The organism is Serratia nevei, from assembly GCF_037948395.1.
Lineage (GTDB): Bacteria > Pseudomonadota > Gammaproteobacteria > Enterobacterales > Enterobacteriaceae > Serratia > Serratia nevei.
On sequence record NZ_CP149940.1, the window covers coordinates 4,492,875 to 4,507,865 of the forward strand.

At 46.8% G+C, this 14,991-nt stretch carries 8 protein-coding genes and 3 pseudogenes; 1 reads left to right on the top strand and 10 read right to left on the bottom strand.

What is annotated here, in order from left to right:
- Positions 1 to 839 precede the first annotated feature (839 nt).
- Positions 840 to 1,331: pseudogene (locus V8N38_RS21550) on the bottom strand (integrase core domain-containing protein); the annotation flags it as partial.
- A 9-nt stretch (positions 1,332 to 1,340) separates the two neighbouring features.
- Here V8N38_RS21550 and V8N38_RS26100 point away from each other — a divergent pair.
- Positions 1,341 to 1,693 (top strand): annotated as a pseudogene (locus tag V8N38_RS26100) (Tn3 family transposase); the annotation flags it as partial.
- A 164-nt stretch (positions 1,694 to 1,857) separates the two neighbouring features.
- Here V8N38_RS26100 and V8N38_RS21560 read toward each other — a convergent pair.
- The 9 genes and pseudogenes from V8N38_RS21560 to V8N38_RS21600 all read right to left on the bottom strand — a co-directional run bounded on the left by V8N38_RS21560 (position 1,858) and on the right by V8N38_RS21600 (position 14,981).
- Positions 1,858 to 2,949, bottom strand: coding sequence for an RHS repeat-associated core domain-containing protein (locus V8N38_RS21560; protein ID WP_244951342.1), 1,092 nt, complete (start codon positions 2,947 to 2,949; stop codon positions 1,858 to 1,860).
- A 94-nt stretch (positions 2,950 to 3,043) separates the two neighbouring features.
- Positions 3,044 to 4,645 (bottom strand): RHS repeat protein, encoded by a 1,602-nt coding sequence (locus tag V8N38_RS21565; protein WP_147840607.1) that lies wholly within the window; start codon positions 4,643 to 4,645, stop codon positions 3,044 to 3,046.
- Positions 4,646 to 4,725: 80 nt separating this feature from the next.
- A protein-coding gene (locus tag V8N38_RS21570; protein ID WP_187181586.1) for an IS3 family transposase occupies positions 4,726 to 5,903 on the bottom strand; the annotation gives its coding sequence in 2 pieces (ribosomal slippage) (positions 4,726 to 5,645 and positions 5,645 to 5,903; 1,179 coding nt in all).
- A gap of 42 nt (positions 5,904 to 5,945) precedes the next feature.
- The gene (locus tag V8N38_RS21575) at positions 5,946 to 8,138 is read right to left on the bottom strand and encodes a hypothetical protein (protein ID WP_147840605.1); all 2,193 of its coding nucleotides are present in this window, start codon (positions 8,136 to 8,138) and stop codon (positions 5,946 to 5,948) included.
- Positions 8,139 to 8,349: 211 nt separating this feature from the next.
- Positions 8,350 to 9,945 carry an NlpC/P60 family protein gene (locus tag V8N38_RS21580; RefSeq protein WP_187181585.1) on the bottom strand — a complete coding sequence of 532 codons (1,596 nt, stop codon included), beginning with the start codon at positions 9,943 to 9,945 and terminating at the stop codon, positions 8,350 to 8,352.
- A gap of 317 nt (positions 9,946 to 10,262) precedes the next feature.
- Positions 10,263 to 11,831 carry a TULIP family P47-like protein gene (locus V8N38_RS21585; protein ID WP_187181584.1) on the bottom strand — a complete coding sequence of 523 codons (1,569 nt, stop codon included), beginning with the start codon at positions 11,829 to 11,831 and terminating at the stop codon, positions 10,263 to 10,265.
- A gap of 25 nt (positions 11,832 to 11,856) precedes the next feature.
- Complete coding sequence (locus V8N38_RS21590; RefSeq protein ID WP_147840603.1) at positions 11,857 to 13,089, bottom strand: TULIP family P47-like protein; 1,233 nt, start codon at positions 13,087 to 13,089, stop codon at positions 11,857 to 11,859.
- A gap of 296 nt (positions 13,090 to 13,385) precedes the next feature.
- Positions 13,386 to 14,456 (bottom strand): annotated as a pseudogene (locus V8N38_RS21595) (IS3 family transposase).
- A 171-nt stretch (positions 14,457 to 14,627) separates the two neighbouring features.
- Entirely contained in the window at positions 14,628 to 14,981 is a 354-nt protein-coding gene (locus V8N38_RS21600) for a DUF6277 family protein (protein ID WP_147840602.1), read from the bottom strand.
- Between the last annotated feature and the right edge of the window lie 10 nt (positions 14,982 to 14,991).

Sequence of the window (14,991 nt, forward strand, 5' to 3'; positions counted from 1 at the left end):
TATTTGACTTAGTAAAGCCCCACTACGATGCAATAAACATTATTTTAAATGAATTCAAAAAAGCCGCACATACCCACCCTGCAACAATATTAATCGATAGCTTTCCATACACACAATTAACAGACATTTACCACAATAAGAACATACGCATTAATTTGGAGTGCAGGCACTCAAGAAACATTGCCACTGACCTGGAGAGTGGTTGCTATTTAGCTGTCATTTCCCCTTTAAACATTGAGTTAAAAAACACAAACATATCAAAAATAGATTTACAGGAAGAAAAAATAGGAGTACTTATACACAAAGACATAGTTGATTGTAATTTAGAAATAAAAGAAATAATGAGCAATACTAATCTTATACATACAACATCATCGTTAGAAAATAGCATTATGAAAAAACTGATAAGCAGACTGAGGTTAAACGGCATTAATTCAACCGCCATTTCCGCTAATGAAATAGAAGTGCTTTACATGTTAAAAGAGAAAATTGGATACTCTATAGTCAGCGAATGTTTTTTCATTAAGAATAGGGATATAATGGAAGATCTCTATTTCACAAGAGAACCATTTAATTTAACCCTGAATAGGAAAATGTATTTCCCAGAGGAGAATAGAACAACATTACAACTAATCTTATCTATTTAGATAAAAATATTCACGTCAGAAAAAAAACCAAACACATCTATTGAACATGGCTGTGAGTTTAAAAGTAACTTTTAGACTCCCAGCCACACTATAAACCCCATAAATTCAAGTAACATGGCTACTAATTTATTGATAGTGTAAATACACCACATTTAATTACATGCACTTTTTAAATCGCCGAATTCTCACTGATTAATCGACACTCTTACAGCGTAAGGTTATTAGGAATGCATGAGGCCGCGCGCTATTGTATCCGGTCAGCAAGCGAGCTGTGATTTCCTGCACTTCATTCAAGGTTCTGAGCCGATAAAAATCCTAAATTTCTGTTCGGTAGTCCCATTTAACGTGCTCGATGGGGACACCAGAATTAGCCTTCCTGGCTTGATAAATTCCAGCACCACGCCATAATCTTTAGCCCACTGCGCTTGGTGAGGAAAACAGCTTCAGACCGTGTCCATCCGCAGTTTCAGCGGTAGCCCGATTTGTCACAATCCTGTTCAGCCCCCTAGCCACCCTCTGTGCTGGGATAATTAGAGCTATCTCTATCGCCAGCGCCTCACGGTTAAAGTCATTCTCCACTTGAAAGTCCTGAATCGTCTGCCGCAGGCCAGTGTACTATGGCGGCCAGCTCTGGTTTTGTGCCTCAGGCGTCACCCGCGACGCCGGGTTACGTACTGGTAACCGATCCAGGGCCTGCGCGAAATGGGACACATTTAACGCTCTATTTTTATCTGTGACTCTCTGCTCGATACCCGCCTACGACGTAGATCGCCAGCCATCCTCAACAAAGGCGAAAGTCGTCATGGGGTTGTCCGCATCATTTTTCTTCACCAACTTGGCGAACTCCATAACAGGGCGGCCGAGTCAATGGCTTATAGGGCATCTGACCTCAACCTTCCTGTGAATGCAATAGTCCTGTAGAACATGGTCTATCTCAGTCGGGTTCTTGATACACTCTCAGTTAGGGGAGCATCATACCGGAAGAACTGTCGCTCAGCGTGGCACCACTACCATGGAGTCATATATCGCTCACCGGAGATTACCTATGTAGAGGGTAGTCTCCTTAAATCTAAGTTATGTGAGTAGAGCTGTTCAGTCATGCGGCCAAAGGCCGCACTTTCTGAGCTAGTATATGTGATAGCCCCCACCATTTACGCTAGAGGGCTATCACTATCAAAGTCATAATAAACTTTGTCATTAGCCTGAGATATTAATATAGCAACGCGTCCTGATATGGAGCTTCTCTCACTCTCAATGTATCCAGAATAGTATCTTTAATAGTCGACCTGCAAAATACACCATCAATGGTTTCATAATCTACATGGGCATCTCTCAAGGTATTTAACAAGTGCTTTAAACTAGTATTTTTCGTCACCTTAATTATATCAACATTATGTTGGCGTGCCGTATAAACCAAACCATGCAGAGAATCCTCTTTGTAATTAGATAAATAGTAATTATTTATTCTAGAAGGACCATGAACCACCTCCCTAGGCTCAATAAAATTACCAGTTGCTTGAGATATGCCAGGATCAGCTAATGCGAAACCATCATCCGAGAAGAATCTTATTTTTTGGCGATGATGTATCGATACTTTACTGTCAAAAAGCGCCTGAACTCTATGTGAAGTTATAACCGCCCTATTTCCGGGATTACCTCCACCTTTAATTAGTAAAAATGCATCAAACTCAATAACCCCATCCGGAAGAATGCTGTGTGCCGCTTGAGTACTGAGTATTCCTCCTCGCTTTGTTAATCCCTGGAAACCGTATTTCATGGCCGCATCGATACCTTTCCCGGCGAATCCTGCCATTGCAGAGACACCCAAAGCCAAGGATGTCCATCCCAGAATAGACGATGCCTGCGGATTGCTTTTTTCTGTGGCACCGCTGGCGATTGCCGTCATATCAGAAACGGCGGCTAATCCCCCTATCACAAGGGATGTCACCGACACCGAGCCGACCGCAGCAGTGACAGAACTCCATGCTGACACAGCCGCCGCTCCCGCTGACATACTGCCTGTCATTACACCCATCATGGCGGGCACTGCCGCTGCGTACAAGGACAGTCCGGCGGTAAATGCGGCAGCAAGAATACCGGCAATCCCCAGGCCGATACCCACACCGGCACCAGTGCTCATATGCCCTGACGGGTCGGTAAAATTAACAGGGTCCCCGGCACAATACGCATACGGGTTAATCCCCCCTTCACCAAACGGACTCAGGCTGTCAGGACAGTTAAAACGTATCAGCACCGGATTATAGGCACGATAGCCGTTCCCCAGATGGTAACTGCCGCTCACCGGGTCACACCGCTCACCGTTAAATCCCGGCAGTAAATCAATCGGATTCCCGCTGCCATACGGTGACCAGTTATGCAGTGTTGCCCCGTCATTTTTATTCTCTGACCATATCAGGCTGCTGTTGTGGCCGGTCCCCGTCAGCGTCAGTTCCCCCCCCCTGACTCATACCGAGACAGTGAGCGCCCCGTTTAATCAACCGCGTCTCCTGCCGGTCAGCCGCCAGAACCTCATTGACCAGAGTGTTCCCGCAGTAATACAGCTCCCGCACATCACCGCCACTGACATGCTGGCTCACCAGCCGGTTGAGGGCATCATACTCATAACTGCCGCCGTTAATATTTTCTCCGCTGACCTCCGTCAACCGGCCGGCCACGTCGTAAACCAGGGTTCTGCCCGCTTCATCTTTAATCATCCGGCCGTTGGTATCATATTCCAGTTTAACCAGCGGTGGATAAGCTGCATGAGTGTGTGTCACTTCTGACAGCTGTGCGGGATCTGCGGTATTCCGGTAGTGATACACGGCGGTATCTTTACTACCGTCCGCCAGAGTGGTGGTAACCTCAGTCAGATTATTTATCGCATCATACTGATACTGCTGACCTGACAGCACATTACCGTAAGCATCCGGCGGCGGGGTGCTGCCACTCACCCGGTAACGGGCCAGCCGGTGACGGCAATCATATTCATAGTGCTCATCTTTCATCACCGTGCTGCTCTGCCGGGTAACGCGGCGGCTCAGCAGTCCGTTTTTCAGCCGGTGCATCTCTGTCGTCAGCGTGCCGCCTTTACTATCTGTGAGTGTCCGGCTGATTTCACGGCTGAAATCGTCATATTCAAATGCCGTGGTCAGTTGTGCACCACCTGCTCTGTCCGTCACAGTCTGAACTGACAGGCGCTTCAGGGCATCGTAGTTCAGCACAACGTCAAGTGCATTGTCCTGTATTCCGATAACCCGTCCGTATTCATCGCGCGTATAACACGTCTGTGCCCCGGTAATATCCGTATAGCTGAGCTGAGCGCCGCCCAGTGTACTGGTATCATCTGCCTGCCGCTCACTGTTCCGCCGGGTAAACTGCTCCTGAATCAGTTTGCCTGACAGTGACCAGGCACAGCCGTATCCGGTATCTGCCTCGACGGCACTTAACAGCGCACCGGTCAGGTTATCGTAGTCATACGTCTGGTTTATTCCCTCACCGCTCACACAGGAGAGAACATTTCCCAGCTCCGGAATATAATCATATTTCAGTGACTTCCCCGACGGAAACGTGATTTCAGCCGGCACCGGAGAGGCGCCTTCATAGCGGTAACCGGTCATCCGGCCGCCGCTTGTTTCACGGGTTAATCGCCCCAAACTGTCATATTCACGCTGCCCCATGGTCAGCGTTTTTCCGTCCGTCCCCGGGCCGCAGATCTTAACCGCGCTGACCTGCCCGTTATCTGAAGCAGGAGCATATTCGCGGGTAACCACCGTGCCGTCAGCCAGCGTCCTGGAAATTTCCCGGTCAAACAGGTCATAACAGTAGGTGGTAATATTACCGTCTGTATCTTTTTCTTCCCGCAGACGGTTCAGTCCGTCATAGACATAACTGTGCTGCCCCTGCTCAGCCCCAGAAACATCCGTCATCGTTCCCCGCACCGGCAGCCCGGTGATTTTATCCAACTGAGTGCTGACAGTGCCGCTTTTAACCTGTGTCATTCCTTCCCCGCCCTGTGCATATGTGCGGGAAACCCGCCGGACAGGATCTGATTGGGTCAGTTTACGGAGACGTGTAGTGGTCAAGTAATATTGGCCACGGTTTTACAGTAAGAACGGTACCTGTTCTCTGATTCTTCCGGCGTCAGCCCTCCGTTATAGTGGTGTGGTCTGACGCTATTGTAGTAATTCAATATATAGCGATTGATTTGCCGCCGGGCTTCGTCTTTGCCCACGTAGCCATTCGCTGGTACCCATTCTGTTTTCAGGCTGCGGAAGAAGCGTTCCATCGGGCTGTTATCCCAGCAGTTTCCCCGCCGACTGACGCTTTGCTTTATTCTGTAACGCCAGAGAAGTTGCTGATATTTCAGGCCTGTATACTGGCTTCCCTGATCGCTATGGAACATGACATCACGCGGTTGGCTACGCGTCTCATATGCCATCCGCAGAGCGTTGCTTATCAATGCTGTATCGGCATTCGCTGACAGACTCCAGCCGATAACTCTGCGGGCAAAAAGATCCATTACGACCGCCAGATAGCACCAGCGATTTCCTGCCCAGATATAAGTAATATCTCCGCACCATACCCGGTCTGGCTCCGGTACAGCGAACTGGCGCTCGAGCAGATTCGGCAGGCATGTATGCTCCTGACGGGCATTTTTGTACTGATATTTTCCGGGCTGACAACTGCTCAGGTTCAGGGATTTCATCAGACGCCCGGCACGGTAACGGCTCATCGGAATGCCGTTTTGGGTCAGCATTTCAGCCAGAGTGCGCGCGCCAGCAGAGCCACGGCTCTGGTTCCATGCCCGACGTATCTCGCTGTACAACCTGACTCGCGCCGGATTAATAGTATCGCATCGTTTCTGCCAGTACCGGTAACTGCTACGGTGTACTCCCAGAGCGGAACAAAGTCTGACTACCGTGTGGCTGTCACTCAGCCTGGCAATTATCGTGAACCGTTCAGTGAGTCGGACATCAAGAGCGCGGTAGCCTTTTTTAATATCGTATTCTGTTCCTCCAGGCGGCGAACCTGCTTTTCCAGCTCGCGGATACGCTGCTGCTCTGGGGTAATGGGGGTGGCAGAAGGCGTAATACCCTGACGCTCTCGTCTGAGCTGGCGTACCCAAGATTCAAGCGTGGTAGAACCAACATTAACCGCTTCACTGGCTTGTCGATATGAGTAACCCTTATCAACAATCAGCTGTGCACATTCCAGCCTGAACTCAGGGGTAAAAGTACGCTTAGTTCTCTTGTTCATTAAGTCACCTATTTTATGTTGAGGTGAGAATATCACCTTTAATCAGGTGGCCAATATTACTTGACCACTACAACGGTCTGAAAAGACGATTTCTGACGGGTTTCCCCAGTTGTCATAATCTGTAATGCTGCTGACGGTGAAATATCTGCCGGAATCTGTCCCGTCAGTAATCCAGTCCTGTCCGGTATCACGCTGTTCCTGACCGAAGGCATCATACTGTGCTGAGGCAACATCAAACCATTCATGTGTATGCTCAGTATCAAGCAGCTGGCGGCGAATTTGGCGCCCGGCACCATCAAAGTGAAGCTTTACCTGATTACCGGTATTATCCCGCATGGCGGTAACCGGACCCGCTGGTGTGATGCTGTACTCCCATGTGGTGATGTTTTCATAACCAGTACCGGCATTCTGTGTCCAACTCAGTATCCGCCCCAGTGTGTCATAGGTGTAACGGGTTTCGATCCCCTGTGGTGAAACCTCAGAATGCAAAAGCCCGTTATACACAGACCGGCGCTGTGTGACGGATGACTGCAACCCGTCATAACCGGTAAAAATTACCGTTTGTGTCATCAGGCCGCTGTCGCTGACCTCGGTGTCAAAATCCTGTCTGCCGGTAAAAGACTGCCCCTCGGCATCCGGGTTATACAGGGTATCGGTGAATGCTGTGACGCGGCCATACTCTGTATTTCCGGTGTCTTCCTGATATTCCGTGATATGTACAGATAACAGCGTATCACCGCTGAATACGGATTCGGTGTCCTGTACCACACAGTCCGTCCGGTTGCCTAACAGGCGGTAGGTGGATGTTATTATTTGCTCCGGTGTGTCATTATAATCACTGTCCCGCGGTGTTACCGTCACGGATTTCAGGAACCGGACAAACCCATTCGGTTCGGCCGGACAATGGTCTCCGCCTTCTGCTGGATAAAATTCATAAGTGGTCAGTGTGCCGTCAGGGGCTTTCATACTGACCGGATTACCGTACTCATCAAATGCTGTTTCCGTAATTTCCTTACGGGTCTGCTCTGCGGCAGGCAGAAAGGTATCAGTCAGGGTAACCGTTTTCTTTCGGGGCATCTGAAACTGAGCCGGCTGCCCGTCAATAAGGACATCAGGCCTGGCATAATAGGCTGTTTCCTCCCGGATAATACAGCTGCCTTTCCGTGTTTCCTCCGAGATTTGCAGGTGATAGTTATTATATTCCCGCTTCGTGGTGACAGTAATACCGTCACTGGTAATAGTTTCCGTTGAACCGTAGGTATAATCCGTTAATGTGGTATAGATATAATCACTGCCAGAAGACCAGTTACCAAAATTGCCGTTGAAACCGAGGAAGTTTTGCGTGGTGTACGAGAAATGCCGGATTGTTTTCGGCTGTCCGGCCCCCGGATTACGGATATGGGTAAACACGACCGGCAAACGGGAAGTGATCTTTGATGTCGCGGGATACCTGAGCCCCTCCTGTCCATTATAAACAACGTCATCTGTCATGCCGGTCGGGTATTTTACGCCGGTCAGCACCCGGCCGGTCATTCCGGATATGGCATCATAACTGAAATGACAATTCAGAACATTACCGTCATGTATATTGTGAAAAATACGGGTCAGATACTTATCATCCATCAGTTGAAACTGTATGTGGTTTTCATCTCCGGTACCCGGCCACAGTGTCATCACAGACGATTCTGTCTGGTAATTCACCCGGCACAATATAACTGACTCATCCCGGACTTCAGACAACCGGGACACCTGTCCGTTCCAATTCCAGGTCAGATACAGCTGTCGTCCGGCGGGTGATATGACATTCGTGGTGAGAAATGTGTCGTTATCTCTGGCTTTTGTCAGTCGTTCTGTTTTACCGTCTTTCCAGAAAATGGTGTACCCTTCCCCGTCTCCCTGGCCATTGGTAAACACAAAACGGAAACTGCTGAGCTTCTGGTTGCGTACCTTATCGGTACCGGGGCTTACCCGGTATTTCTCACCATTACTCAGTTCCAGTAAATTAGTTCTATTATTAAACTGTGTCAGACTCAGGGCAAAACCGGTGCCAAAACCGCTGTTAATGTTGTTCAGTGATGAATAACTCAGAGACAGGGGGAGTTCAGGGCCCAGCTGATGATTGCCGACTAACGATACAACGGGCAGATTAACCATAAACTGACCGGTGCGCGAGTCAACACCTGTGCTCATGGCACTGATAAAATTGGATGTCTGTGAAGTAAAACTGTCATTCATACTAAACACTCCTGATACAATCAGATATTAAATAAACATTAAGGCATAAAAAACCACAAACTAACGACATCTGTATTTCTGTAATGAAAATATCCGGAGACACTTTCTGCATAATATGCAACCCTCCCTATTGGAGGGCTTATAATATAAAATTTAGCTTATCATTCCGATAAATACAAATATGACTGATAAAAACCATGGGTATAATAATTTACTTAATAATTAAATTATTATGTCTCCAGACTGAACTGGTGCGTTTTTCCCATTTTTCGCTGTAAGCCTCCCGACAACTTAGTCCCGGCGGCAAATGATGCAGCATCTGACCATTACCAATATAGACTGCCGAGTGCTGCAGTGTGGTTGACGACAGATTAAAGACCAGAATGTCACCGGATTGAAGAGAAGTATCCTCAACTTTGATGAAGCCTTCCTCCGGAGCCTGTACTTCAAAAATATTTTTCCCGGAATCGAGGTAATAGGCCTCACGTGGATAGTCATTGAGTGCAATGCCTTTCTCCCGGAGGAGATAATCCCTGATCAGGGAGTAGCAGTCGTATTGGCCATAGATGTAGGGGCGGTTTTCATAGTCTAGTTCAGTCTGCGGGAAAATAGTCAGGCTCTGCAGGCTGGGCCATAAAACAAGCAGGTATGGCAGACCATCACGGTCACTCATTACCTGATAGTCAGAAATATCGTGGCTCTGGGCATCAGGCACGCTGCAAATGACATGAGTGATTTCATGTGAATGCCTGAGTATCCGTAGGAAATCAGCATCAATTATTGCCCCCTGTTCAGGTGTCGGAGAAACATTAACACATGGTTTGAATCCTGAATTATTGTCATCCTGAGACAGTACACCACAAATCATATCAGGGGCACTGTCGATAATATGCTGAATAATATCCTCAGGGACACCATGGTTTCTGACATGTCGTCCTGTGCATTCGGAGACATCTCGTGAGTTATTACGAAAACCAATGTGTTTAATCCCTTTGCTATTATTGAACTTAAGCACAGGGGAGGTTAGATTGCCAAAATTATCGATGATGTCAACGTAGGTTTCCCCGTAAAATTCCCAGGACGTCATTACAGAACAGTGACCATCAATCAAGACAAAACAGACACCTGGTTGCTTATTTATCGTGTGTTTACAGGGGAACTCGTATTTACTAAAGCGGACGGTGAGTGTCTTGGACAAATGGCTCTTTCCATAATCCGCGGCACAGTCAAACGCCTGCCAAATCCAATACCAGCTATAGTCGCTTCCGAATCGATCACCGGACTGCAAGTTGGCTTTCACCGAGGAAATTTTATGAAACGGTTTCTTAATGTCCAGATAATAGTTTGTCCCGGTAAGACTATACAAATTTGCTCCCTGATTAGATGTACCGGGTAAACGGGATGAATCCGTATTCATAGAGAAGTCGTCAAGCGTATACCTGTATGGTTCGATAGCTCTGATTTCGATATCACTAGGCGCCTTGAAAGGTGCTCCGTTTGAACCGTTCACAGTATTAGTACCACTGGAAGTAGTTTTGAACTCACCAACATTTTGAATAGCGATACCTGCAGCTATTTTCTTATTAATATTTCCTTTTGTACAGTACACGTATAGTGAACAATAGTTATAGCCATCCTCCGGGAATAAATAAGAGCCTTCACCCGCCCTGGACGAATAATATTCCATAGCACCTAAATAGTCATTTTTATTGAAGCTAACACGACAGTCAGATGTTATTCCAAACTCAAAATCGAACGGTATTTTCTCCCCAGTTTGGTAATCGCACAAGAAAATACTATTTTTCATCTCACTATTCGTCATCTCTATTGGAGCGGGGGGGGGTTGAGTTAGTCCCACCATCCATTATCTTTACCTTGACGATAACCTCAATCATATTCAGTCCGTTTCCGTAAATAATAGCAGACTCTTTTGATGTCCCCTGATAGTGAATATTTAGACCAGCCAAATAGTCGAATTTGTCATAATACATAAAAATATCCTCTTGAAATGATAAGATGTACCTATTGCTAAGAATAAAGCCTGTTAAGCATCGAGTGCCGCGAGAGTCAGGCGTCTGTCTCGAATACAGAACTTATCTAGCAGCTTGAGCGACCCGCTGAAAATCAATGCACCGGAATAGAGGATATCGGTAAGAACAAAAGCATCCGGTTCGCAGAACGGCATTTGACCTGGTTGGCTGCCACCTTGACCATCGGCGCAATAGGGGGAACATTCTCGGTGACGCCATCTGTTATAACTTTTTCAATAATAACATGAATGATAATGCTTATTGTCGCGACCACCACCGCGACAACGATTCCAACTATGAGGGCCGTGAGCTTTGTAGCCAAATACCCAGTTACCCCAGTGACTACGATCCCAATCAGAGCAATAATGGCCTCAGTTACTACCACCCATACTGCGATATCTGTTGTGTTTTGCACATAAGGATCACCGACCATAGCGTAGACCATGACTTGCTCACCTTTGCTATTAACGGCAAGCTCAAACGTTTGTTTGGTAACGATGTGGGTGTAGGCGACGATTCCCGGAGAAATATCAGTGCGTACCTTGCACTCAGTACGAACGTATGTCTCATCGAAATTAATATCAAAATTTTCTACCACTGGATAGTAGGTGATGGCACCGACTTTAATGCCTTCTAACTTGATGTTCTTGCCGATAATGGTGGTACCTGATGCATCGAGCACATAGTTGTCAGCACTAGTGTCTTCAAATATGTATGGCAATGCTGGCAGCAATTGATACTTGACGAAAATCTCACGACTGATGAGAAAACTCGCATTATCATCCCGTTCCAGCCGTAAGGCCGGCATTTGGTTTGGAAGCCCGGTAGCGTCACGTTCATTAGTCATGGCCAACACACCGAAGATACTATTTTCCTCAGAGCCTGAGTCGGTATAGGCATAGCTCATGCTTGTTGCCCGGAGCCATTTAAATTCGTCACTGTCATTACCCATGTTATTTATCACGACGGTACTAAACAGAGTGTCGAATTGCTCAAGGTTCTCAGGCTCATTAAGCCATTGTTCCAACAAGCCCCGCAGCAACATTTTATCCATGTCTGGAAGAACCTTATTTGGGTCCTTCAGCGATATCACCGCCGCGATAGGATCATCTGGATCTGTAAGCTGAGTGTTGACCTGCAGGTCATAGTCGCCATCCTGTGCTAAAACTGGTCTGGGCGCAGGGAAGTAGCTGAGTTTGACATAGACATCTGCGGACATCCCGTCGACCTGATAAGACTTACCATTCATGCCTTTGTAGGTCCCAAATCCGAGCGGCACACGAACCTTTACGTTGCGGCCATCTCCCCCGGTAGTGATGGACCAAGCTTTGAACTTGGCCTTTAGTGCGAAAGGGGCATTTACAGTATCGATGCTGTCAGGATAAGTTTTTTCCAACGCAATTCGCTGATTGAGTGCCGAAACACGACAGATGCTAACCGAGTCCCACCCATTGGTGGTGACCGCGCTAGCTAGACTAATTCCGCCTGTACTTGCGAAGCCCCGTGCTTCCTTCAGCGCTTCTTCTGAGGGGTATACGTGACTAGCACAGCTATAAAGGGACGATTCACGTATAGTTTGGCGGACGCTCTCGTTGAGACGTTCGAGTTGCAGGGAGATGGGTTGTGATAACCCGGACTGCATGACATTGCTTTTATTACTCATGGTATAGCTCCTTGAATTGATAGGGTTAAATGTATTTGATGATAAGGGATTCAGCAAGGAAACTAGACTCAGCTTTATGCGAACCCCGGCTCCAGGAAACACAGTCGATGCTGTCTGCCTTGATCGAGCCGCCTCGATTGGCAATTGCGCGGATATGGTCATCGGAAATGGAGGCTGCAACAATTGCGGTGATCAAACTCACGATGGGGGAGAGCCACTTCAGATACCAGGGAATGTGGACTTGATGTTTGAAGTCGGACGACTGTTTTACAAAGGTGATCACATTATTAACAAGTGAAGTCTTCATCTTCACCCAGCCATTCCACTTCATATCAATTCCTGCGTACAGATCGCAATTTCCTTTGTAGTCAATGGATACGAAGTCTCCGAGTATTCGTGCCTTATTGCAGCCAGCAAAGACAATGGGGGTGTACCAAATTGCGCCCGATTTTATGGACTGCATGCGCAATGCTGGAATATTGATCATTTCATTGTTGACGTAATTAAAATCCCGCGGGCTCGCCCCTTGATACAAGTCGAGCAGGCCTGGCAAGATAATATGTTCGAGCAGCATTTGTGCTGAAAGCACGTAACAGGACTGTCCTCCCTGATTGATCCCTGACACATCGATATCCAGAGGAAGTTTATGAATGTCTCGGTCACTACAAACAGCTAAAATAGCTAAGAACCCTGTATCGAGATAGGAGTATGCGCACTTATGGGGGATTGCCCATTTTGGCGCGCTGTCCTTGGCAAAGTTAACTTGGGCAAAGGTATGGGTGAACTGTTCCGGATGTTCAACCAGATAGTTGCAGATACAGTCGAGCACAACTAATTTCAGTGGACCAAGTGTGCCTGCGGGATCTTGCAGGGTAACACCGCGTATCCAGCCGCCTTCTTCCTGCTGCATTTCTAGAGAATTTTGGGCCTTATGCAGAAAAATGGATCTCAACTGTAATTGTTTGGGGCTCTGTGGCAGTAGTGATAGTGTAACTTCGATGATAGCGACTGCTCCGGCAAGTGATCGAGTGATACCGCTAGTCTCAAAGGTACCTGATCGAATTGGCAAGCGCATACGCAACAGTCGACCACCACCGCCATTTACGATCGACCAGCAATTGAACTCACCTCGACACGTATAGCCTTCGTCGGAGGTGTAGTAAAACCCTTGATCAAGCGTCGGCCAACTTGCGGCCATATCTGCATTAACGGTATCCTGTCTTACCATACTGATGGTGTCCCAACCTTTTGTTAGCATTAGTAATGCTCTCCAGATGTATTTATTCATTTCATGAGTTTTTAATTCGGTTGCATTGTGATTTAAAATTATTTAACTAAAATTTTTAAGTTGACGTCCATGTTAAACTAACCATGTTCCTTCGGAGCACTTTTATCAAAAATCGGGACGACATAAATTACGCCTATTTACTTGATTGTTTATTCAGGATTATAAAAAGTATTTTATAAGTTAACAATTAAAAAAAACTTAACAGCTCACCTAATAAATATAAATTGTCAACATGGAATAATCTGCTAAGGCAGCAAATAAGATAGTCAGTTAGCAATGCCGTTTTTTACCTTCATTTTTCCATTTCGCGAGCCCGCTGCAAACTCTACTGGCATCAGATAATTCAGTGAGAAATGAGGGTGATACTCATTATGATCCTGACGCCAGCCGTTAATGACTTTTCTGGCGTGAACAATATAGCTGAACCAGTGCTCATTCAGACACTCATCTCGAAATCGACCATTAAAGCTTTCGATAAACCCGCTCTGTGTCGGTTTGCCCGGTTGAATAAGCCGAAGCTTAACGCCATGCTCTAAGACTCACTGGGCCACTGCCCGGCAGGTAAACTCTGCTCCCTGACCTGTTTTGATCGTTGCCTGATAGCCACGGAATAACACAATACTGTCCAGAATACGTGTGACCTGAATACCTGATACTGAGGGCAGTAGTGTCTGCCAAGCATTCCTTCATGAAATCAGCGACGCAGGTCAGGCACTTGATCCTGCGTCCGGTAGCCAGTGTGTCCATGACGAAATCCATCGACCACGTTAGGAGCAATGGAAGACGTTCTGTTACCAATTTGCGCTTAACATCCAAACCGCTGAGATGATAAAGGCAGTGCACGCGCTTGTGATTAACACGCAGGCCTTCTCGCCGCAGTAATTACCATATACAGAGGAAACCGAAACACCGGCGCTCAAGCGTCAATTGAGTGATGCGCCCGGATAAATACGCATCAACCGCCGGACGCTGTGCCTCATAGCGGCAAGTCGACAAGGACAAATCAGCCAGCCTGCAGCCTCCACGTTACGACAGAACAGTCACTTTACACATCACTACAGCAGCTTCCCACTTGTGGTCTACCGCCAGTTCTTTCGGCACAACGTCACTTGTAATGCCTCCTTATCCAGTATGGCTTCTGCAAGCAACTTCTTGAGACGGGCGCTCTCTTATTCAAGCGATTTAAGACGTTATACTTCAGTGACTCCCATACAACCAAACCCCTTACGCCTGATGTAAAAGGTTGCGTCAGAAATAGCATGCTTACGGGCGTAAATGCCAGCCTCGGCCTCGCGGAGAATACTGATGATCTGTTTGTCAGAAAAACGCGTCTTCATGGGAATGTCCTCACGTTACTAATGAAGACAATAAGAAAAAATACATCTACAGCGAAGCATAGCCTCGAAAGCTGCGTAAGGCTGAATAAAAATTCTTGTTCCCGCTAATTGTTAGCGGGAACAAGTTGCTAAAACTTATCAATCAAAAAACACTCATGAGAAGAATTTACTTTATATCTTGGGAACCTTAGAAAAAAAATCAGCCATTTCACCCGGAAAACCTTTTGAAACTGTTTTTCGCAGATCATTCATCGACACATTAAAATCCTTAGGTTGAGCATTAGTTTGCATTTTCTGATGTGCTGTTATATCTGACTGCAATCCATTAAATACATCCTTCATATTGCCGAACATATCATCGCAAGATTTTGTCACGTTACTCATGACCGACTTGGCCGCATCCGGCCCCGACATTTGAATATTACTGACGCCTTGCATAAACGGTCGACTAAGTGATGATTGAGAGTTTTGTCCTAACTGATTACCAGCCTGCATAGTTTCCAAAATTTTTGCTGGATCTAACATGTTTATCACC

Bases quoted from the DNA above. Each gene is read 5' to 3' on its own strand.
- V8N38_RS21575 (WP_147840605.1), bottom strand. From the start codon at position 8,138: ATGAATGACAGTTTTACTTCACAGACATCCAATTTTATCAGTGCCATG.
- V8N38_RS21565 (WP_147840607.1), bottom strand. From the start codon at position 4,645: ATGACACAGGTTAAAAGCGGCACTGTCAGCACTCAGTTGGATAAAATC.
- V8N38_RS21580 (WP_187181585.1), bottom strand. From the start codon at position 9,945: ATGAAAAATAGTATTTTCTTGTGCGATTACCAAACTGGGGAGAAAATA.
- V8N38_RS21585 (WP_187181584.1), bottom strand. From the start codon at position 11,831: ATGAGTAATAAAAGCAATGTCATGCAGTCCGGGTTATCACAACCCATC.
- V8N38_RS21600 (WP_147840602.1), bottom strand. From the start codon at position 14,981: ATGTTAGATCCAGCAAAAATTTTGGAAACTATGCAGGCTGGTAATCAG.
- V8N38_RS21590 (WP_147840603.1), bottom strand. From the start codon at position 13,089: ATGCTAACAAAAGGTTGGGACACCATCAGTATGGTAAGACAGGATACC.